Here is an 18778-nt window from a genome sequence, read left to right on the forward strand (position 1 = left end):
AGCCGGCCGAGGCGGCCGTGCGGACACCGATGCCTCGGGCATGCCGAGGCCATTCGGCGGCCCTGTGATGGCGGCTGCCGCGGGCTGCCCGCAGGCTGGATCCGGATGTGGACGCGCGCCGCCGAGCATCGTGCTGCGCAGAGAGTTCCGGGAGGACCGTGTGACCGCCTCGTCGCCCGCCACCGACACACCGCCGGCCCGCTACGACGACCTGCGGGCGCTGGTGATCAACTGCACCCTCAAGCGCTCGCCGGGGACGAGCAACACCCAGGGCCTGATCGGTCGCAGTACCGCAATCTTGGAAGGCCAAGGTGTCCACGTCGACATCGTCCGGGCCGTCGACCACGACATCGCCACGGGCGTGTGGCCCGACATGACGGAGCACGGCTGGGAGACCGACGCCTGGCCGGACCTCTACCGTCAGGTCATGGCGGCCGACATCCTCGTGCTGGCCGGACCGATCTGGCTGGGCGACAACAGCTCCGTGATGAAGCAGGTGATCGAACGCCTCTACGCCTGCTCCAGTCTTCTCAACGACGCAGGCCAGTACGCCTATTACGGTCGCGTCGGTGGCTGCCTGATCACCGGCAACGAGGACGGCGTCAAACACTGCGCGATGAATGTCCTCTACAGCCTCCAACACCTGGGGTACACCATCCCTCCCCAGGCCGACGCCGGATGGATCGGCGAGGCCGGCCCCGGCCCTTCCTACCTCGACCCGGGCTCCGGCGGACCCGAAAACGACTTCACCAACCGCAACACCACGTTCATGACCTGGAACCTGCTCCACCTGGCCCGGGCATTGAAGGACCTGGATGGCATCCCCGCCTACGGCAACCAGCGCACCGCCTGGGACGCAGGCTGCCGCCACGACTACGAAAACCCGGAACACCGCTAGGCCCTGTCCGGGCGATCTCTGCCGGGCCCGGAACGCCTGGCACGGCACCTCGCCGCGTTGCCGAAATGCCCACAGGAAACCACCCTGCGGGCACTTCGGCGCCTTGCGACGCACCGCACCAGACGCCCCGGGCTATCCGACAAGATCGCCCGGACAGGACCTAGGGACACCAGCGGCATGGGCAGCCGCGTTGGTTGGAAGCAGGGGCCGCCCCTGCGCCCCCCCCGGCTGCGGACCTCCGCCCCGGCCCGCAGGACCTCGCCGACGACGACCTCGGGGACGGCTGGACGGACCGGCAGCTGTTCCAGGTGATCGCAGCGCTGATGCCTGGGGCCCGGGCGGTGCTGCACCGAATCACCGACCTGGGCGGTGCCGCCTCCTACGACGACGTCCAGCAGCACTTCGCTGATCACCCGACGACCGCGATCCCGCCGTCACGGATCGTTGGAGACCGTGGAGCCTGTCGAGAGTGCCCAGTCCGGGCAGTCTGCGCCCGTGTCCGACGAGCAACTGGTCGCGATGCTGGTGGAGCGGGCCCGGTCGGAGGGGCTGCAGCTGACCGGGCAGGGCGGGCTGCTGCAGCAGCTGACCAAGCGGGTCTTGGAATCTGCGCTGGAAGGTGAGATCACCGATCACCTCGGCTATGAGAAGCATGATGTCGGCGGCCGGGGCAGCGGCAACTCCCGCAACGGAGGCCGGGCCAAGACCGTGCTGACCGACGTCGGGCCGGTCGAGGTCAAGGTGCCGCGTGACACCTCGGGCACGTTCGAGCCGCAGATCGTCAAGAAGCGGCAGCGGCGGCCGACCGGGGTCGACGAGATGGTGCTGTCGCTGTCCGCGAAGGGGCTCACGCATGGCGAGATCGCCGCTCACCTGGCCGAGGTCTACGGCGCCGAGGTGTCCAAGCAGACCATCTCCACCATCACCGACACAGTGATGGAGGGCATGGCCGAGTGGCAGAACCGTCCCCTCGACCGCGTCTGTCCCGTCCTGTTCGTGGACGCCATCAACGTCAAGATCAGGGACGGGCAGGTCGCGAACCGTCCCATCTACGTGGTGATGGCAGTGACCGTGGACGGCACCCGCGACATCCTCGGCTCTGGGCCGGCGACGGCGGCGAGGGCGCGAAGTACTGGCTGCATGTGTTCACCGAGCTGAAGAACCGCGGCCTGGACGACGTGCTCATGCTGGTCTGCGACGGGCTCAAGGGCCTTCCCGAGGCGGTGGAGGCCGTCTGGCCTCGCACGATTGTCCAGACGTGTGTGGTTCACCTGCTGCGGAACTCGTTCCGTTACGCGGCCCGCCAGGAATGGGACAAGGTCGCCAAGGCCCTCAAGCCCGTCTACACCGCACCCAGCGAAGACGCGGCGACGGAGCGGTTCCTGGAATTCCAGGAGTCGTGGGGCCGCAAGTATCCGGCGATCGTGAAGCTGTGGTCGGACGCCTGGGCCGAGTTCGTGCCCTTCCTCTCCTTCGACGTCGAGATCCGCAAGGTCATCTGCAGCACGAACGCGATCGAGTCCGTGAACGCCCGCATCCGCAAGGCCGTCCGGGCCCGCGGACACTTCCCCAACGAGGCCGCTGCCCTCAAGTGCATCTACATGGCACTGATGAGCCTCGACCCGACCGGCAAGGGTCGCAAGCGATGGACCATACGCTGGAAGGCAGCACTCAACGCGTTCCAGATCGCCTTCGAGGGCCGGCTCACACCAGCCAACAACTGAACCTCAACAACCAAGATCAGCCGTTAAATTGACACACCCCTCCGACACGAACTCGGCTTCAGCGTGAGGGGTGCGACCCGCACTTGGACGTCGACTTCAGCCGGCTCCGCGGTGACGAGCGGCCCGGTGCCGAGGGCTACAGCCGGGCGGCCTGATCGGTCGCCCGGCTGGATGCGGTCAGGCGTTCCAGATGCCGGTCGCCGCGGTCTCCCGGGCGTATTGGGAGAAGTCCTTGGGCTCGCGGCCGAGAGCTTCCTGGACTCCGTGAGCGAGCTGCCGGTGCGGTGCGGCGGGGTCCGAGGCGAACACCTCGGCCATGATGTCGGGTTCGCCAGCGGGGCTCGGCTGCGGGGTGAGCGGGGTGTAGGTGATGTGGCGTCCGGTGGCTGCGGACAGTTCCGCGGCGATGTCGACGAAGCTGAGCAGGCGGGGCCCGGACAGTTCGTAGGTCTTGCCGTGGTGGCGGTCTTCGGTGAGGGCGGCGACCGCCACGTCGGCGATGTCGTCGGCGTCGATGAAGCCGTCGGTCCAGTCGCCGGCGGGCAGGGCGAGCTCGCCGGCGCGGACGGCGTCGAGGAAGAACGCCTCGCTGAAGTTCTGGTTGAACCAGCCCGCGCGCACCACGGTCCACTCCACCCCGGGGACCTTGACGTCCTCCTCGCTGGCCTGGGAAGCGCTGTCCCCCCGGCCCGACAGCAGGACCAGACGTCCCGCGCCGCAGTCGGCCGCGGCCCGGGCAAGGGCGCCGATCTGCTCGGCGTAGTCCGGCTGGAACGGGTCGGGGTGGACGATGTAGACACGGTCGACCCCCTCGAGGGCGGGCTTCCACGTCGCCGGGTCCTCCCAGGTGAAGGGGGGCCGGCCCGAGCGGGAGCCGATGCGGACCGGGTGGCCGAGGGCGGTGAGCCGGTCGACGACGCGGCGACCGGTCTTGCCGGTGCCCCCGAGGACAAGGGTGAGCTGCGCGGATGCAGACATGGCTTCTTCTCCTGATTGCTGATCGGGGCGGTCCACTCATCGCGAGTGGACGCCGTGAATAACTATACGGTGTGAAGTTTTCGAACAGCGAGCAGTATGGGGACGCTGTAAAGTTGCGGGATGGCGACCATGGGACGGCGCGAACGCCTGCGCACCGAGACGACGGCCGAGATCAAGAGCGTGGCGCTGGAGCTGATGGCCACCGGCGGCCCGGGGGCGATCACCCTGCGGGCCATCGCCCGCCAGATCGGCATGACCCCCAACGCCCTCTACGGCTACTTCGCCACCCGCGACGACCTGGTCACCGCCCTCATCGACGACGTCTACACCTCGCTCGCCGACACCGTCGACGTCCCCGTCCAGGCGGCCGGCCTGGACACCGGGAGCCGGATCAGGGCCTGGGCCCACGCCCTGAGGACCTGGGCACTGGCCAACCCCGAAGGCTTCCGCCTCATCTACGGCGACGCAGTACCCGGCTACCAGCCCCCCGAGGGCGGCGCCGCCCCCCAGGCCGAACTGCGCTTCTGCACCGGCCTGCTCGCCCTGGCCGCCGCCGCCTGGCCCCTTGCCGGGCACCTGTACGCCGACAGCGACTTCCACTGGTCCGACTTCGAACCCGATCTCCTCGACCAGGTCCGCCCGTCATTCCCCGACATCCCGCCCGCCAGCGTCGCCCTGACCCTGCGCATCTGGGCCCACCTGCACGGCCTGATCAGCCTGGAGGTCTACGGGCACCTCCCCGCCCGCACCACCCTCCTGGACAAGCTCTACGACGACGAAATCACCCAGCTTCTGCGCTCCTTGAATCTCGACCGGCACCCCACGGCGAGCGGCGGCCCGGACGGCCGGTAGGGCGGCTGGCGCGACCAGGCGGCGGCAGCGTGGACCGGGCTCAGTTCTTGAGGTGGGTGCCGTAGAAGGCGGCGAGCTTGTCTACGGCTTGGGAGACGTACGTGTCGCGGTGGTAGAGGTCGAAGTGGGTCGCCCCGTCGATGTCGAACAGCTCCGCGCTCTCGCCGGCCAGGGCCACGCCGGTCTCGCTGAAGACGCGGGTGTCGGCCTTGCTGCCGACGATCATCAGCAGTGGTCGCGTTGCGAGCCAGCTGTTGTTGCGGTAAGGCTCGAACTGGGCGATCAGGTCGAAGCGGGCTACGCCCCAGCCGGTGGACCGGGGGTGCTGTCCGATCGGCGTGCGGTAGTAGCCGTAGCTCTCGCCGAACATGCTGCCCGCCGGGAGGGCGTCCGCGTCGGCTTGGGTGCCGGGGAGCAGGTTGGTGGCATACGCGTTACCTTCGCGGGCCTCCAGGGTCCGCAGCAGTGCTGCCTGGTCGAGCAGGTGGTCGCGGACCTCGGGCTCGGCGAGCAGTTCGGCGCCGGGGTCGACGGCGCTGACGGTGGCGACGGCCTTGATGCGCCGATCGGTCTGGGCGGCGTAGGGGACGTAGGCGCCCGACGCGCAGATGCCCAGGGCGCCGATGTGCTGCGGGTCGACCTCGCTGCGGGTGCTGAGGAAGGAGACGGCGGCGCGGACGTCCTCGGCGTGCTGGAAGGGGTCCTCCAGGCCGCGCGGCTGGCCTTCGCTCTCGCCCTGGTAGGCGGCGTCGAAGGCCAGGGCCGCGAATCCTTTGCGGGAAAGTTCCTCGGCGTAGCGGCCTGCGGTCTGCTCCTTCACGCCGCCGGCCGGATGCCCCACCACGACGGCGGGTCGCGGGCTGCCGTCGTAGTCGTCGGGCAGGTAGAGGACGCCGGAGATGGCCAGGTTGTTGCTTTTGAACGTGACAGAAGTGCGCACGGGAATCCTCTGATGGGTTGCTACGGGCCTACGGGTGAAGGGGCGGTGGGCTGCACGATCAGTACGGACAGTGCCGTGGACCGGTGTGGCGGGGGCTGCCGGGCAGGTCAGCGTTCGATCGTTTGCCGCTCGGCCTCGTTGTGGTCGTGGCCGACGGCCGGGGGCAGACTGTCGAGCCGGGTCAGATGCTCGGCGCTCAGCTCGACCGCGTCGGCGGCGGTGTTCTCCTCCACGCGGGCCACGCGCTTGGTGCCGGGGATCGGGACGATGTGCTCGCCGCGGGACAGCAGCCAGGCCAGCGCGATCTGGGCCGGAGTGAGGTCGGCCTCGTCTGCGATGGCCCGCACCTCGTCGGCCAGGGCCAGGTTGCGCTGGAAGTTCTCGCCCTGGAAGCGCGGGCTGGTCCGGCGCCAGTCGCCCTCGTCGAACTGCTCGGGCGAGCGGAGGGTTCCGGTGAGGAAGCCGTGGCCGAGCGGCGCGTACGGCACGAAGCCGATGCCGAGCTCACGCAGCGCGGGCAACACCCGCTCCTCGACTTCGCGGGTCCACAGCGAGTACGACGACTGCACCGCCGAGACCGGGTACACGGCGTGGGCCCGGCGGATCGTGTCAGGACCGGCCTCGGACAGGCCGAACGCACGGACCTTGCCCTCGGCCACCAGCTCGCCGACCGCACCCGCCACGTCCTCGATCGGCGTGCCCGGGTCGATGCGGTGCTGGTAGTACAGGTCGATGTGGTCGGTCCCCAGCCGCTTGAGCGAGCCTTCGACGGCGGCACGGACGGTCGCCGGGCTGCTGTCCAGGACGCCCATGCCGCCGTTCGGAGCTCCGTGCGAGATCAGGCCGAACTTGGTCGCCAGGACTACCTCGTCACGGCGACCCTTCAGTGCCCGGCCGAGAAGTTCCTCGTTGGTGTAGGGGCCGTAGACCTCGGCGGTGTCGATGAGCGTGACGCCCAGGTCGACCGCCCGCTGGACGGTGCGCACGGACTCTGCATCGTCGCTGCCGGCGCCGGTGTAGAAGACCGACATGCCCATCGCGCCCAGGCCGATGCGGGAGACGTCCAGATCTCCCAGAGTGGTGTGCTTCATGTGATCATTCCTCGGGTTGGAGCTCGGTTGGCACGGAGCGGTGGACGGCGTCACCGGCGCTGCCAGCGGGGATCAGGGCCGGGATCGGCCACGTCCTGCACGTCGTCATCGCTGCTCAGGTGCCTCAGGCAGGACGGGGCCTCAGGTGGGCCCGGCCGTCGTGAACGGCACATCCCCAGGAAACGTCGTTCTGTCCGGCGGGGGCAGTGACGGGTCTTCCGGGTAACGCCAGTACCTCCCTCATCCCAGGGCCCTCGCCTACCGTGGAAGGCATGGACGACCGCGCCGAGATCAGGGAATTCCTCGCGTCCCGCCGCGCCCGCATCACCCCTGAGCAGGCCGGACTGCCCGCCTGGGGCGGTCACCGGCGGGTCAAGGGGCTACGGCGCGAGGAGGCCGCGACGCTGGCCGGCATCTCGGTCGACTACTACGTGCGCATGGAGCGCGGCAACCTGTCCGGGATCTCCGACAGCGTCCTGGACGCCGTCGCCCACGCCCTGCAGCTCGACGACGCCGAACGCCTGCACCTGTACGACCTGGCCCGACGTGCCCCCGCCCCCGCCGCCTCCCGCCGCCGCACTCCCGCGCGGCGCCTGCGGCCCGCTGTGCAGTACATGCTGGACGCCGTCCGCGACGGACCCGCCTGGATCCACAACGGCCGCCAGGACCTGGTGGCCACCAACCACCTGGCCCGCGCCCTGTACGCGCCGCTCCTGGCCGACCCGCGCCGCCCCGCCAACGCGGCCCGGTTCATCTACCTCGACCCCGCCGCCCATGACTTCTTCCCCGACTGGGAGCAGACCGCCGACGGCATCACCGCGATCCTCCGCACCGAAGCCGGCCGCAACCCCTACGACAAAGACCTCACCGACCTCATCGGGGAACTGTCCACCCGCAGCGAGACCTTCCGAAGACACTGGGCCGACCACAACGTCCGCCAGCACCGCACCGGCACCAAGAAGATCCACCACCCGGCCGTCGGAGACCTGGAACTGAACTTCGAGGCCATGCCCCTGGCCTCCGACCCCGACCTCACCTTCGTCATCTACACCGCCACCCCCAACACCCCCAGCGCCGACTCCCTCCGCCTCCTGGCCACCTGGGCCGCCACTGAGAACCCCTCGCCCGCCAGCAGCACCGGCACCGCCGATCGACAGAACCGGTGAGCACCAAGGGAAGATCGCGAAACAAGCCCGACCAACGTTTGTGAGACGCCATCAGTGGCTGCGGGTGCGCGGAGCATTGTATTGGTCGTCGGTGACGTGCTCGAGCCAGGTGGTCTCTGGGCGGTCGTCGTCGGGGGCGGTGCCGTCCCACAGGCCAAGGTGCTGCATGAAGTTCTCCTCGGTGGCACCGTGCCAGTGCTCCTCGCCGGGCGGGCAGGTGACGGTCTCGCCGGGGTGGGTCTCGAAGACGACCCCGTCGCGGGTGCCGACCAGGGCGACGCCGGCGACGACGTGCAGGGTCTGGCCTACCGCGTGGTGGTGCCAGGCGGTGCGGGCGCCGGGAGCAAAGCGCACCATGTTGGCGCGCAGGCGGGAGGGTTCCTGACCGGCGTGGATGACGTCGAACCAGACGTCGCCGTTGAACCAGTCCTCGGGTCCCTTGCCGGTCGGCTTCGGGGTGACGAACTCCACGGGATGCTCCTTGCTTTCGTGCGGGCGGGGGTGAGGAAGCTGGGTCAGCGTTCCAGCATGGCCAGGCCGGCTTCGGTGTGGGTGTCGCCGGCGGCCGGGGGGAGGCTGGAGAGCTTGGTCAGGACCTCGGGGCTGAGCAGGAGGCTGTCGGCTGCGGTGTTCTCCTCGACGCGGGCGACGCGCTTGGTGCCGGGGATGGGGGCGATGTCGTCGCCCTGGGCCAGCAGCCAGGCAATGGCGACCTGCGCGGGTGTGGCGCCGACCTCGGCGGCGATGGCCTGGACTTCGTCAGCGAGCGCGAGGTTGCGCCGGAAGTTCTCGCCGGTGAAGCGCGGGTTGCCGCGCCGGAAGTCGCCCTCTTCGAAGTCGTTCTCGTCGCGGACGGTGCCGGTGAGGAAGCCGTGTCCGAGGGGAGAGAACGGCACCAGACCGATACCCAGCTCGCGCAGGGCGGGCAGGACGCGGTCCTCGACGCCACGGGTCCACAGCGAGTACTCGGACTGCACGGCGGTGACGGGGTGGACGGCGTGCGCGCGGCGGATGGTGTCCGCTCCGGCCTCGGACAGTCCGAAGTGGCGGACCTTGCCCTCGGCGATCAGCTCGGCGACGGCGCCGGCGGTCTCCTCGATGGGGGTGTCCGGGTCGACGCGGTGCTGGTAGTACAGGTCGATGTGGTCGGTGCCCAGCCGCTTCAGCGACCCCTCGACCGAGGTGCGGATGTTGGCGGGGCTGGAGTTGAGGTTCCAGGCGCCGGCGCCGCCGTGGTCGATCATGCCGAACTTGGTGGCCAGCACGACCTGGTCGCGGTGGCCCTTGAGGGCCTGTCCGACGAGGTCTTCGTTGATGTAGGGGCCGTAGATCTCGGCGGTGTCGATGAGGGTGACGCCGAGGTCGAGGGCGCGGTGGATGGTGCGGATGGATTCCGCGTCGTCGCTTCCGGCTCCGGTCAGGCCGTGGGACATGCCCATCGCTCCAAGCCCGATCCGGGCAACCTCCAAGTCACCCAGCTTGATGTGCTTCATCGTCGTGCTTCTCCTGTCGAGCGGGTCCAGCGGTCAGCTGTCGAGGCGGCGCTTGCTGAGCCAGGCGACCATCTCGGGGTCGTGGTGGTCGAAGAACAGCGTCGTGCCGGTGTCGAGGCCGGCGATCTGTGTCATCTGCCGGTCGGTGAGTGCGAAGTCGAAGACGTCGAAGTTCTGCGCCATCCGGTCGGGGCTGACCGACTTCGGGATCGTGACGATGTCCCGCTGGATCAGCCAGCGGAGCACGACCTGGGCGGCGGACTTCTCGTGCGCCTTGCCGATCTCGGTCAGGACGGGATGGGTGAACAGGTCGTTCTTGCCCTCGGCGAAGCCGCCCCAGGACTGGTGCTGGACCCCGTGCTCGCGCATCAGCGCCTGATCGGCGGTGCGCTGGAAGAAGGGGTGGGTCTCGATCTGGTTGACCGCCGGGACGATCTGGTTGTTGAGGATCAGGTCCAGGAGCCGGTCGGGGAAGAAGTTCGCGACGCCGATCGCCTTGGCCAGGCCCTCCCGGTTCGCGGTCTCCATCGCGCGCCACTGCCCGTACACGTCGCCGTAGGGCTGGTGCATCAGGTACAGGTCGACGTGGTCCAGGCCCAGCTTGGTCAGGGACGTCTCCAGCGCGCGGAGGGTGTTGTCCTGGGCGGGTGCGTCCTGGACCCACAGCTTGGTGGTGACGAACAGTTCCTCGCGCGGGATCCCGCTGTTCTTGATCGCGCGGCCTACGGCTTCCTCGTTGCCGTAGGCGGCCGCGGTGTCGAGAAGCCGGTAGCCGGCCGTGAGGGCGTCGGCGACGGCCTGCTCGGTCTGGTCCGGCGGGATCTGGTAGACGCCGTAGCCGAGGATCGGCATCTCGATGCCGTTGTTCAGGGTGACGGTCTGCACGGAGGTCTCCTTGTCGTTCGGGGGATGGGAGCGGCCGGTCGGTGTGGGCGGTGGCCGCAGCGGCTACCGACTGCCCGGGTTCCTGGAGGGGGTCACTCGCCGGCGGGGAAGTCCGTGGAGGCCGCCAGGTCGCGCTGGGCCTCGAAGTCCTCGATCCGCTTGCGCAGCACACCGAGGGTGGAATCCAGCGCCTGGGAGCCGAGCACCATCCGCAGCGGGGCGGGCTCGGTGTCGACGGACTCGATGATGCGGGCGGCCATACGCTGCGGGTCGCCGGGGGCGAGGCCGTTGGCCGGGTCGAGCATGGCGTGGAAGGCGTGGGCGGGGTTGCCGTCGTAGGCGTCGATCGGGTCGGCGACCTGGGCGCTGCCGTAGCGAAACTCGGTACGCGCGCCGCCGGGCTCGACGATCGTCACGCCGATGTTGAACGGGGCGACCTCCTGGGCGACCGACTCGGCGAACCCCTCGATGCCCCACTTGGCGGCGTGGTACATGGAGTTGCCGGGGAAGGCGACCTGCCCGCCGTAGGTGGACATCTGGATGATGCGGCCGCTGCCCTGGGCGCGCAGGTGCGGCATGGCCGCGCGGATCAGAGTGATGGAGCCGGTGAGGTTGGTGGCGATGATGTGGTCGACCTGGTCGTCGGTGATCTCCTCGGCGGCGCCGAACAGTCCGTAGCCGGCGTTGGAGACGATCACGTCGACCCGGCCGGCCTCGAACGCGGCGTCCACGGTCTTGCGCACGGCAGTGGTGTCGGTGACGTCGAGGATTTCCGGGCGGAAGGTGTCGGGGTACTTCTCGGCCAGGGCGGCGACCTTGTCCACGTTGCGGACGGTGCCGATGACCGTGTCGCCGCGCTGAAGGAGCTGGGTGGTCAGGGCGTGGCCGAAGCCGCTGCTGGCACCGGTGATGAGCCAGGTACGGGAGGTCATGCGTTGTCCTTCTTCGTGGTCGGGGCCGTGTCGGCCGGGGCGGCGGCGTCGACGGCGGCCAGGGCGTTGAGGGTGCGGGGGTAGCCGATGAACGGCAGCAGGCCGGTCAGCACGGCGAGCAGGGTGGCGCGGGTGTTGCCGACGTTCAGGTTCGCGGCGACGTGGCCCTTCACCTGGGCGTCGGCGCCGCCGAGCGCGGCGAGCATCGCGAAGGTCAACAGTTCACGGGTGTGGACGTCGAGGCCGGTGCGGGTGTAGTGGTCGCCGAAGCAGTTGCCGCTCAGGAACCGCTGGATGTGCTGCTCGTCGGCGGGTGCGTTCGCGTACATGGCGTCCACCGCCTTCTCGCCGACGATCTGCTTCTGGACCGCCAGGCCCTGTTCCGTCCGGGTGTCCGGGCCGGTGGTGGACTGGCCCTCCAGGGGCAGTTCGATGCCGCGGTCGGTGAGCACCTGGTTGGTGGCGTGCAGGAAGTCGAAGACCCGGGCCATGCCGGCGTACGGAACCGCCTGGTAGACGATCTCCTTCGCCTGAACCGGGGTGACGCCGATAGTGAGGGCGGCGCCGACCATCACCCGGTACTCGGAGACGGCACCGACGGCGATCATCGCCGCGAGCTGCGTCATCAGCCGGGTGCGCTCGTCCAGGTCGCCGGTGTGGCGCAGGACCTCGTCGAAGGCGAAGTTGTCGAAGTACTCGATCAGCTCCGGGTCAGTGACCGCGAGGGTGGAGACGTGACCGGGGAAGAGGCGCTCGTGCGCGGCCGCGGCCGCCGGGTTGGGCTTGCGGGCGGTCACGGGCGGACCACGACCTTGAGATTGGTGCGGTCGTCCATGGCTTTGTAGGCGTCGGCGACCTGGGCCAGGGAGACCTCGGCGTCGAACACCCGGCCCGGGTCGATGCGGCCGGCGAGCACGTCGGCGATCGCGGGCTCCAGGTAGGCGCGCACCGGGGCGGGCCCGCCGGTCAGGCTGGCGTTCTTCCCGAACAGCGACCCGAAGCCGACGGGGGCCTCCTCGTACTGCGGGACACCGACGCGGGAGATGACCCCGCCGGGGCGCACGACGCCGTACGCCTGCTCGTAGGCGGGCATGAGCCCGACGGCCTCCAGCACGACGTGGGAGCCCTCGCCCCCGGTCAGGTCCATCACCTTGGCGATGCCCTCCTCGCCGCGCTCGGCGACGACGTCGGTGGCGCCCCACTGCTTGCCGAGGTCGGTACGGGAGGTGTGCCGGCCCATCAGGATGATCTTCTCCGCGCCCATCCGGCGCGAGGCCAGCACCGCGGACAGGCCCACCGCGCCGTCCCCGATCACGGTCACGGTCTTGCCCGCCTCGACGCGGCCCATGTGGGCGGCGTGGTAGCCGGTGAGGTAGGCGTCGCTCAGCGCGAGCAGCGACGGCAGCAGGCTCTTGTCGACCTCTGCGGGCAGCTTCACCAGGGTGCCGTCGGCCTGGGCGCCTCCGACGCCGCCGGCGCCGTACCAGCCGCCGTGCGGGCAGGCGGTGTGGAAGCCGTCCCGGCAGATCGGGCAGGTGTTGTCGGCGAACGCGAACGGCGAGACCACGAAGTCGCCGCGCTTGAGGCCGGTGACCGCAGAGCCGGTCTCCTCGACGACTCCGAGGAATTCGTGCCCCATCGGGGCACCTTCGTCGGTCTTGTCCATGGAGTGGTAGGGGTGCAGGTCGGAGCCGCAGACGCAGGCCATCGTGATCCGGACGATCGCGTCCGTCGCCTCGACGATCTTCGGGTCGGGCACGTTCTCGACCCGGACGTCGCCGGGGCCGTACATAAAGGTGGCACGGATGATGGTCTTGCCTTTCGTTGCTCTGCGGTAGCTCTGTGAGTCAGAAGGGGGATGTCGGCGGTCTCCGGGCCGGTCAGCGGGGTTCGAGGCGCAGGGTGGAGGCGCGGGCCCGGTCGGTCAGGACGTGCTCGACGATGCTCGGGTAGTGCCCGTACTTCTCCCGGTAGGCGGCGTCCACGCCCGGGTACTCGCCAGGTTCGGCCGGGTGGAAGGTGACGTCCTGGCGGACGCCGCCGGCCTGGATGCGGCCCTGGTGGCGGGACTGCGTGCCCCGGTACCAGGGGCCGTCGGTGCCCTTGACCGAGCGGACGTACAGCTGGTCGCCGGAGCGGACCACCCACATCGTCACCGCCTCGCGCAGGGCTCCGTTAGCCCGTTCGGATGCCAGGTCCAGCTCGTCGGCCGCGGCGATCTTCTCCAGATCCGGGCCGTTCCAGTCCGTCATCGTCACTCCCTTCCGCTCCAAGGCCAGGCGGCGGGCCCCTGACCAGCCGTGTCGCCGTGCACCACGTCCACCGTTCCCCGCACGCCAAGGGCACGCCATCCGAACCGGGCCAGGCCACCGGAACACGGGGCGGTGGACACTGGGGCACGGTGCGACACCATCAACCGTGCCTCCTTACGGCCGCCGCAGGCAGGCCGGGATGTGACAGGGGGTGGCCAGCGGGGGTGTGACAGGGCCCCCCTCAGGCGCATGTCGCACCGAAGGCGGAGAGACACTGGCGGTATGGCACCTGAGCAGCCCAGCAGCGGCGAAGAGCTGGCACGCTTCCTGCGCGCCCGCCGCACCCAGACCAGCCCTCAGTCCGCCGGGCTCACCCCGGGCCCCGGCGTCCGCCGCACTCCGGGACTGCGGCGCGAGGAGCTGGCCACGCTCGCCGGGGTCAGCATCGACTACTACACCCGCCTGGAACGCGGCAAGGAGACCCGCCCCAGCCCCGCCGTGATCGACGCGCTCGCCCGCGCCCTCCAGCTCGACGACATCGAGCACCAGCATCTGCGCGACCTCGCCGTCCGCGCCGCCCGCTACGCACCCCAGGCCGCCCCCGCCCCCAGCCGCACCGTGCGCCCGCACCTGAAGCTGCTGCTGGAAACCGTGCGCCCGAGCCCGGCCTACGTCGTCAGCCGCAGCATGGACGTCCTCGCCCACAACCCCGGCGGACTCGCCCTATACCCCGGCCTGGCGGACTGGCCAGCCACCCAGCGCAACCTCGGCCGCTACCTCTTCCTCCACCCCGCCGCCCGCGAGATCTTCCCCGACTGGGACAACCAGATCCGGCACTGCGTCTCCCGCCTGCGTGCCCTGGCCGGCACCGACCCCGACGCCCCCGACCTCACCCAGCTCGTCGGCGAGCTGCTCCTCAAAAGCCCCGATTTTGCCAAGCTCTGGGAGCGCCTCGCCCAGCTGCTCGCCGACGCGGCGCCGGGCACCGTCTACGACCCGGACACCGACGACGTCGTCCAAGCCGAGCTCGCCGCCGACGCCGCGGCCGCCGCCGCCCGGGAAGCCGAGCTGCGCGAAGCCGCCCGGATCGCGGCCCGCGCCGACGAGCTCCAGGCGCTGCGCGAGCTGGGCACGCTGGAGCAGACCGAGCCCCGCGACGGTGACGAAGCCGTACGCGACGAACTCACCCGGCGACGCGGGCGGGTACGTCCAGGCCGACGTCGAACTCGCCCGCCTGGTCCCCGGTACCGACGTCGACGAGCTGGCGTTCGCGGCCCGGCTCGCCACCACCGAGCCCGAGGCCGCCGGCGCGCTCGCCGCGTTCCTCACCCGCGCTCGCCCCGAGGGCCACTGACTCCGGCAACAACTGCCCGCGACCCGTGTCACGCTGACGGAGCGTGAGCGTGACACCCGTGTCACGCGCCCCTCGAAAACTGTCACGCCCCCGTCGACAAGTGCCCGTTGTGTCCGTTTCTCGGGGTCCGGAGGTGGCTGAGACCCCTTCCAGGGCCGGAAATCCGGGACGGAGCGTGACAGTGCTGATCATGCTGCCGAGCAAGCGCGATCCGCACGGAACGTAGCGGTGACCGCCTGGGTGACCCGTCTCACTGAAGTTTGATGAGTCTCAACGAAGTTTGACTGCCTGGGGTTCGTCTCAACGAAGTTTGACCGGCTGCTTTCCCGGTCTCCTCGCTCCGCTCCCCGGACGAGTGAATGATCGGGCGAGCCCCGCCGCAGCCGGAGTCCCTGATCCCTACAGTCACCCTCGTCTTGATCAACCGAACGAAGCGAGGGGACCATGGCCAACGACTACGTGATCGTGCACGGCGAACGCGGCTGCGAGGGCAAGAGCCAGACCTTGCAGCCTGGCGCCTACGACACGAGCGCCCTGGACGAGAACGACTTCATCAGCTCGGTGACCATCCCGAAGGGGTGGACCGTCACGCTCTACGAGGACGGCAAGTTCGCCGGCCGCAGCAAGACCCTCACCGCGACGGGCGACGTCGGCGACGACTTCGACAACATCACGTCGTCCCTGACCGTCTCCAGCCCGGAGAAGGAGGCCATCGTCAAGGTCGGCGACACCTACAAGAACGCTGGGGGCGGCACGTTCACCATCGAGCAGAACGACGTGGACGTCGACGCCAAATCCCTCCTCAGGATCGGCCAGCGGTTCCCTCCGAAGTACGAGCAGATCATGGTCCTCAGCTTCACCATGACGATCGACAAGCCCGAGTAGACAGCCCGACCCGAACCGTCTTCCGAATCCCGCCGATCCTTCTGGCGGGGCTCGGACGGCAAACCAGGCCCTCGCCGTCTACGAGAACACCCGCGTCGCCGGGGGACCCCGCCTTTCGACGGGGTGGCGGGTGTCTCAGCGGAGTTTGACCGCTCGGGTGGTGGGGCTGGATGCATTACCTGAAGCGCGGTGTGGCGTTGGTCAGAACACGCGAACAGCGGCGGGTGCCCGGGGTCCCGGTGGAAGATCACCCGCGTTGTGCCCACCACAGTGGAGGAGAGTCGCATGGCGATTTCGGTGAACCCGGGCATCTACGTCGAGGAGACGTTCAGCACCGGCCTGAGCGTCCAGCCGGGGCGGACCGCGGTGACGGCGTTCGTCGGTGACTTCCCCGGTGTGGCCGCAGGCGGGGTACGGGTGAACAGTTGGCTGGACTTCATCAAACTGGCTGGCGATGACGGCAACGGGGACGTCCGCAAGGCCCTGGGCCCGGTCCTCAAGAGCTACTTCGAGAACGGCGGCGGGTACTGCTACCTGGTCGACACCGCCGGCGCCACCTTCGAGCAGGGCTTGGCGGCGGTGACCGCGCTGGGGGACGTGACGATCCTGGTCGCCCCCGGCCTGTGGGACCAGGGCGCCAAGGCGGCCGGCGAGCGGGCCCACGCGCTCACCGGCCCTGCACACCGACCGCGACCACACCCCCGGCCAGGCCGCCGCGGCGGTCGACGCCTGGGGCCTGGACGAGGACGCGCGCAGCTACGGAGCGGTGTACTTCCCCTGGCTGCGGCAGAGCGGCAACGACGAGCCGGTCGTACCCAGCGGCGCCGTCGCGGGAGCCTGGACCGCGGCCGACCTTCAGCGCGGCGTGTGGAAGGCCCCCGCCAACATCGCCCTGCGCGGTATCGACGGTCCGCTCCACCAGGCCGGTGACACCGACCAGGCCACCCACCTCGACCTCAACTTCATCCGCACCTTCACCGGCCGGGGCACGCTCATCTGGGGCGCGCGGACCCTCAGTGGCACCGACCAGTGGCGCTACATCCCCGTCCGCCGCCTCGCCAACGCCGTCAGGCGCGACATCTCGCAGGTGCTGGGCTCGGCCGTGTTCGAGCCGAACAGCCAGCCCACCTGGGAGCGGTTGCGCTCCGCCGCCGACACCTACCTGTACAACATGTGGCAGCAGGGCGGCCTCATGGGCTCGACAGCGCAGGAGGCGTACTTCGTCCTGGTCGGCAAGGGCACCACGATGACGGAAGACGATGTCGCGGCGGGTCGGCTCGTCGTCAAGGTCGGCCTGGCGGCTGTGCGGCCCGCCGAATTCACGATCCTGCAGTTCGCCCAGGAGATGGGCCAGGTATGACCAGCCACCGTTGAACCCCGGGACATGGAGAGGACCCGCATCGACGCCGCCCAAGAGCGTCGGAACATCTGACCCCCACACCACCACACGTCCCGCCGGCCGCCCGCACGCCACCCCGCAGGCGGCCGGCCAGGCGTCCGGGTCGTACACGCCGCTGGTCCCGGCCAGCAGCTGCGTGACGCGCTCCGGGATTTCGCCATGAATTGCTGCCGAGCACGGAGGAAGGAACGGTTCGCGGGATGGCCGCCTGACCGGTCCAACTTCGCTGGCAAGCCGTCCAACTTCGTTGTCAGAGGACAGTAACCGCCGGGATCGCCCCCGGGCGAGCCGGCGGGGTGCGGAAGAATCCCTGGGGTGACGTCGAGTCCTCGCTCGGCGTGTGACGACCACCCGGCCCGGAGCGGGCCGGGTGGTGCGGAGTTGCCCCGGGGCCCGCGCCCGCCGGATACCGTGGTGGCACACGCCAGTTCCGCGCCCTGGAGGCCCCGATGAGCGAACAGACGGCCCCCGCCGACACCGCCGCCCGGCAGCCCCTGGAGCCCGGCGCCCCCGACGCGGTTCGCGCGTACGCGGCCAAGACCCGTGCGGATGCGGACCGGTTCGCCGCCGTCTTGGAGGACATCGCCACCAATGGCCTGCCCGACCCGGAGCAGTGCACCCCGTGGGAGGAGCTGCGCGAGGCCCACCTCGCCCGCCTCACGGCGCAGCGTCGGGCCGTCGCCTGATGGCCTCACGCCGGCCAGGATCGCGTTCTCCGACTCTGCGGCGAAGCAGCTGGAGAACATCACCAGCGAGGCAGACATCCACGCCCTGGACCGCGCCCTGGTCGTCATCTCCGTCGACCCCGACATCGGCGAGCCGATCCCCGGCAACAGTGCCGGCCCCAACTGCTCCAGTACGCCGACGAACTCGAGCGCGTACGGCTCCTGTACTGGGTCACGGCGCTGCGCACCGTCGTGGTCGTCGCGTACATCGAGGTCTAGTTCCCCGAAGGAGCCCGCGTGCCGACCAGCGTCGCCCAGCTCAGCGCCAACCGGGAGCTCACCGTCATGCGCCAGCCCCTGCCCTGCGAGAGCACGGCGACCGTGCTCCGGCAAGGCCCGGCCGGAGAGAGCGGCGGTGCGCCGGACTGGCTGCTGTTCCTGTGCCCCGAGCACTCCCAAAGCCTTCCGGACTGGGCCGGCATTGCCGCCGATACCGAAGGCCCGCTGGGGCTGTCCTGCGGGACCGCACTGGACTACCGGACCACTGAGCAGGTCCTCCAGTCGCACGCCGCCCTGTGGTTCACCCCGGTCACCGGCGTGGACCCCGCGACGTGCGCCGGCGGCTGGTCCGAAGCCCTGGACCAGGCGCACCGCGCTTTCGCCGACCGCCTCGAGGAAACCGGCGCGGAAGGCGAGACGCTGAACAGCCTCACCCTGATGTTGCGCATCGCAGCGCAGAACGCGGCGGCCGGCAACCTCTACCAGGCGTGCGTGCCGCTCGGGTGGGGCGAGACCCTCACCCAGAACCTGTAAGTAGCTAGGCTCTTACTGGGGCACGTAGACGCTTCCGCCCCATTCGAAGAAGCCGTGGGAGCCGGGCTCGACCGTGCCGAGGTAGTCGCCCTGGCAATCGAAGCCGGAGTAGACGTGGACGGCCGTGTCGGTCTGGTTGTTCACCGACAGGGGCACGTACACGCCCGTGTAGCAGCCCTCAGGGGGCTGGTGGTACGACTTCCCGCTGATGCTCAGCCAGCCGTGAGCGGCCCAGGCAGATCCGGACAGGCCCAGAGCCAGTGTGCCGGCCATGACCAGACCGCCCGGCACGGTTGTGGCACGTCGCATGCAATTCCTCCTGTGAGCCGGGGATGGCGGACACCACCCTTTCGAACACCTCTGAGTATCCAATCAATTACAGAGAGCGATATTCGCGGTTCGCCGAACGTAGCAGCCTCCACGGGGCAGGGCTGCTCGATCATGTCGGCCG

18 protein-coding genes and 3 pseudogenes are annotated in these 18778 nt (G+C 69.9%); 10 read left to right on the forward strand and 11 right to left on the reverse strand.

The features are described 5' to 3' along the window. The first annotated feature begins 160 nt into the window (after positions 1-160). Positions 161-898, forward strand: a complete 738-nt coding sequence (locus ACIBLA_RS25700) for a flavodoxin family protein (protein ID WP_363246627.1) — start codon at positions 161-163, stop codon at positions 896-898. A 519-nt stretch (positions 899-1417) separates the two neighbouring features. Then, positions 1418-2622: pseudogene (locus ACIBLA_RS25705) on the forward strand (IS256 family transposase). A gap of 177 nt (positions 2623-2799) precedes the next feature. Here the strand turns inward: ACIBLA_RS25705 and ACIBLA_RS25710 are convergent. Beyond that, on the reverse strand, positions 2800-3600 hold the full coding sequence (locus tag ACIBLA_RS25710; protein WP_363246385.1) for an NmrA family transcriptional regulator: 801 nt from the start codon (positions 3598-3600) through the stop codon (positions 2800-2802). A gap of 120 nt (positions 3601-3720) precedes the next feature. On the opposite strand from ACIBLA_RS25710, the gene ACIBLA_RS25715 reads away from it, so the two are divergent. Beyond that, positions 3721-4452 carry a TetR/AcrR family transcriptional regulator gene (locus ACIBLA_RS25715; RefSeq protein ID WP_399200014.1) on the forward strand — a complete coding sequence of 244 codons (732 nt, stop codon included), beginning with the start codon at positions 3721-3723 and terminating at the stop codon, positions 4450-4452. A gap of 40 nt (positions 4453-4492) precedes the next feature. On the opposite strand, the gene ACIBLA_RS25720 is transcribed toward ACIBLA_RS25715, so the two are convergent. Both ACIBLA_RS25720 and ACIBLA_RS25725 read right to left on the reverse strand, forming a co-directional pair. Next, entirely contained in the window at positions 4493-5392 is a 900-nt protein-coding gene (locus ACIBLA_RS25720; RefSeq protein WP_363246383.1) for an alpha/beta hydrolase, read from the reverse strand. A gap of 107 nt (positions 5393-5499) precedes the next feature. Next, positions 5500-6483, reverse strand: coding sequence for an aldo/keto reductase (locus ACIBLA_RS25725; protein ID WP_363246382.1), 984 nt, complete (start codon positions 6481-6483; stop codon positions 5500-5502). Between the two features lie 272 nt (positions 6484-6755). On the opposite strand from ACIBLA_RS25725, the gene ACIBLA_RS25730 reads away from it, so the two are divergent. After that, positions 6756-7649, forward strand: a complete 894-nt coding sequence (locus ACIBLA_RS25730; RefSeq protein ID WP_399200015.1) for a helix-turn-helix domain-containing protein — start codon at positions 6756-6758, stop codon at positions 7647-7649. Positions 7650-7700: 51 nt separating this feature from the next. Here the strand turns inward: ACIBLA_RS25730 and ACIBLA_RS25735 are convergent, their stop codons facing one another. From ACIBLA_RS25735 to ACIBLA_RS25765, 7 genes are all read right to left on the reverse strand, one after another. After that, entirely contained in the window at positions 7701-8120 is a 420-nt protein-coding gene (locus tag ACIBLA_RS25735) for a cupin domain-containing protein (protein ID WP_399200016.1), read from the reverse strand. 44 nt (positions 8121-8164) lie between these two features. Then, the gene (locus ACIBLA_RS25740) at positions 8165-9142 is read right to left on the reverse strand and encodes an aldo/keto reductase (protein ID WP_363246379.1); all 978 of its coding nucleotides are present in this window, start codon (positions 9140-9142) and stop codon (positions 8165-8167) included. A 33-nt stretch (positions 9143-9175) separates the two neighbouring features. After that, positions 9176-10027: an aldo/keto reductase gene (locus ACIBLA_RS25745; RefSeq protein WP_399200017.1), complete on the reverse strand. Its 852-nt coding sequence runs from the start codon at positions 10025-10027 to the stop codon at positions 9176-9178. 92 nt (positions 10028-10119) lie between these two features. Further along, the gene (locus ACIBLA_RS25750; RefSeq protein WP_399200018.1) at positions 10120-10959 is read right to left on the reverse strand and encodes an SDR family oxidoreductase; all 840 of its coding nucleotides are present in this window, start codon (positions 10957-10959) and stop codon (positions 10120-10122) included. After that, positions 10956-11756 carry a carboxymuconolactone decarboxylase family protein gene (locus tag ACIBLA_RS25755; RefSeq protein ID WP_363246376.1) on the reverse strand — a complete coding sequence of 267 codons (801 nt, stop codon included), beginning with the start codon at positions 11754-11756 and terminating at the stop codon, positions 10956-10958. The genes ACIBLA_RS25750 and ACIBLA_RS25755 overlap by 4 nt, the downstream gene beginning before the upstream one ends. After that, positions 11753-12766: a zinc-binding dehydrogenase gene (locus tag ACIBLA_RS25760; RefSeq protein WP_399200046.1), complete on the reverse strand. Its 1014-nt coding sequence runs from the start codon at positions 12764-12766 to the stop codon at positions 11753-11755. The genes ACIBLA_RS25755 and ACIBLA_RS25760 overlap by 4 nt, the downstream gene beginning before the upstream one ends. A 73-nt stretch (positions 12767-12839) precedes the next feature. Continuing rightward, complete coding sequence (locus tag ACIBLA_RS25765; protein ID WP_363246375.1) at positions 12840-13211, reverse strand: DUF2255 family protein; 372 nt, start codon at positions 13209-13211, stop codon at positions 12840-12842. Positions 13212-13493: 282 nt separating this feature from the next. Between ACIBLA_RS25765 and ACIBLA_RS25770 the strand changes: the two are divergent. From ACIBLA_RS25770 to ACIBLA_RS25795, 6 genes and pseudogenes are all read left to right on the forward strand, one after another. After that, positions 13494-14162: pseudogene (locus ACIBLA_RS25770) on the forward strand (helix-turn-helix transcriptional regulator); the annotation flags it as partial. 847 nt (positions 14163-15009) lie between these two features. Beyond that, positions 15010-15450 (forward strand): hypothetical protein, encoded by a 441-nt coding sequence (locus ACIBLA_RS25775; protein WP_399200019.1) that lies wholly within the window; start codon positions 15010-15012, stop codon positions 15448-15450. Between the two features lie 766 nt (positions 15451-16216). After that, a complete protein-coding gene (locus ACIBLA_RS25780) occupies positions 16217-16810 on the forward strand; it encodes a phage tail sheath family protein (protein ID WP_399200020.1) in 594 nt (197 codons plus the stop codon). Between the two features lie 488 nt (positions 16811-17298). Further along, on the forward strand, positions 17299-17535 hold the full coding sequence (locus ACIBLA_RS25785) for a hypothetical protein (protein ID WP_399200021.1): 237 nt from the start codon (positions 17299-17301) through the stop codon (positions 17533-17535). Positions 17536-17554: 19 nt separating this feature from the next. Beyond that, positions 17555-17793 (forward strand): annotated as a pseudogene (locus ACIBLA_RS25790) (hypothetical protein). 18 nt (positions 17794-17811) lie between these two features. After that, positions 17812-18327, forward strand: coding sequence for a hypothetical protein (locus ACIBLA_RS25795; protein WP_399200022.1), 516 nt, complete (start codon positions 17812-17814; stop codon positions 18325-18327). Between the two features lie 12 nt (positions 18328-18339). On the opposite strand, the gene ACIBLA_RS25800 is transcribed toward ACIBLA_RS25795, so the two are convergent. Continuing rightward, positions 18340-18636: a hypothetical protein gene (locus ACIBLA_RS25800; RefSeq protein ID WP_399200023.1), complete on the reverse strand. Its 297-nt coding sequence runs from the start codon at positions 18634-18636 to the stop codon at positions 18340-18342. Between the last annotated feature and the right edge of the window lie 142 nt (positions 18637-18778).

Source organism: Streptomyces sp. NPDC050433 (assembly GCF_044458565.1).
Taxonomy (GTDB): domain Bacteria; phylum Actinomycetota; class Actinomycetes; order Streptomycetales; family Streptomycetaceae; genus Streptomyces.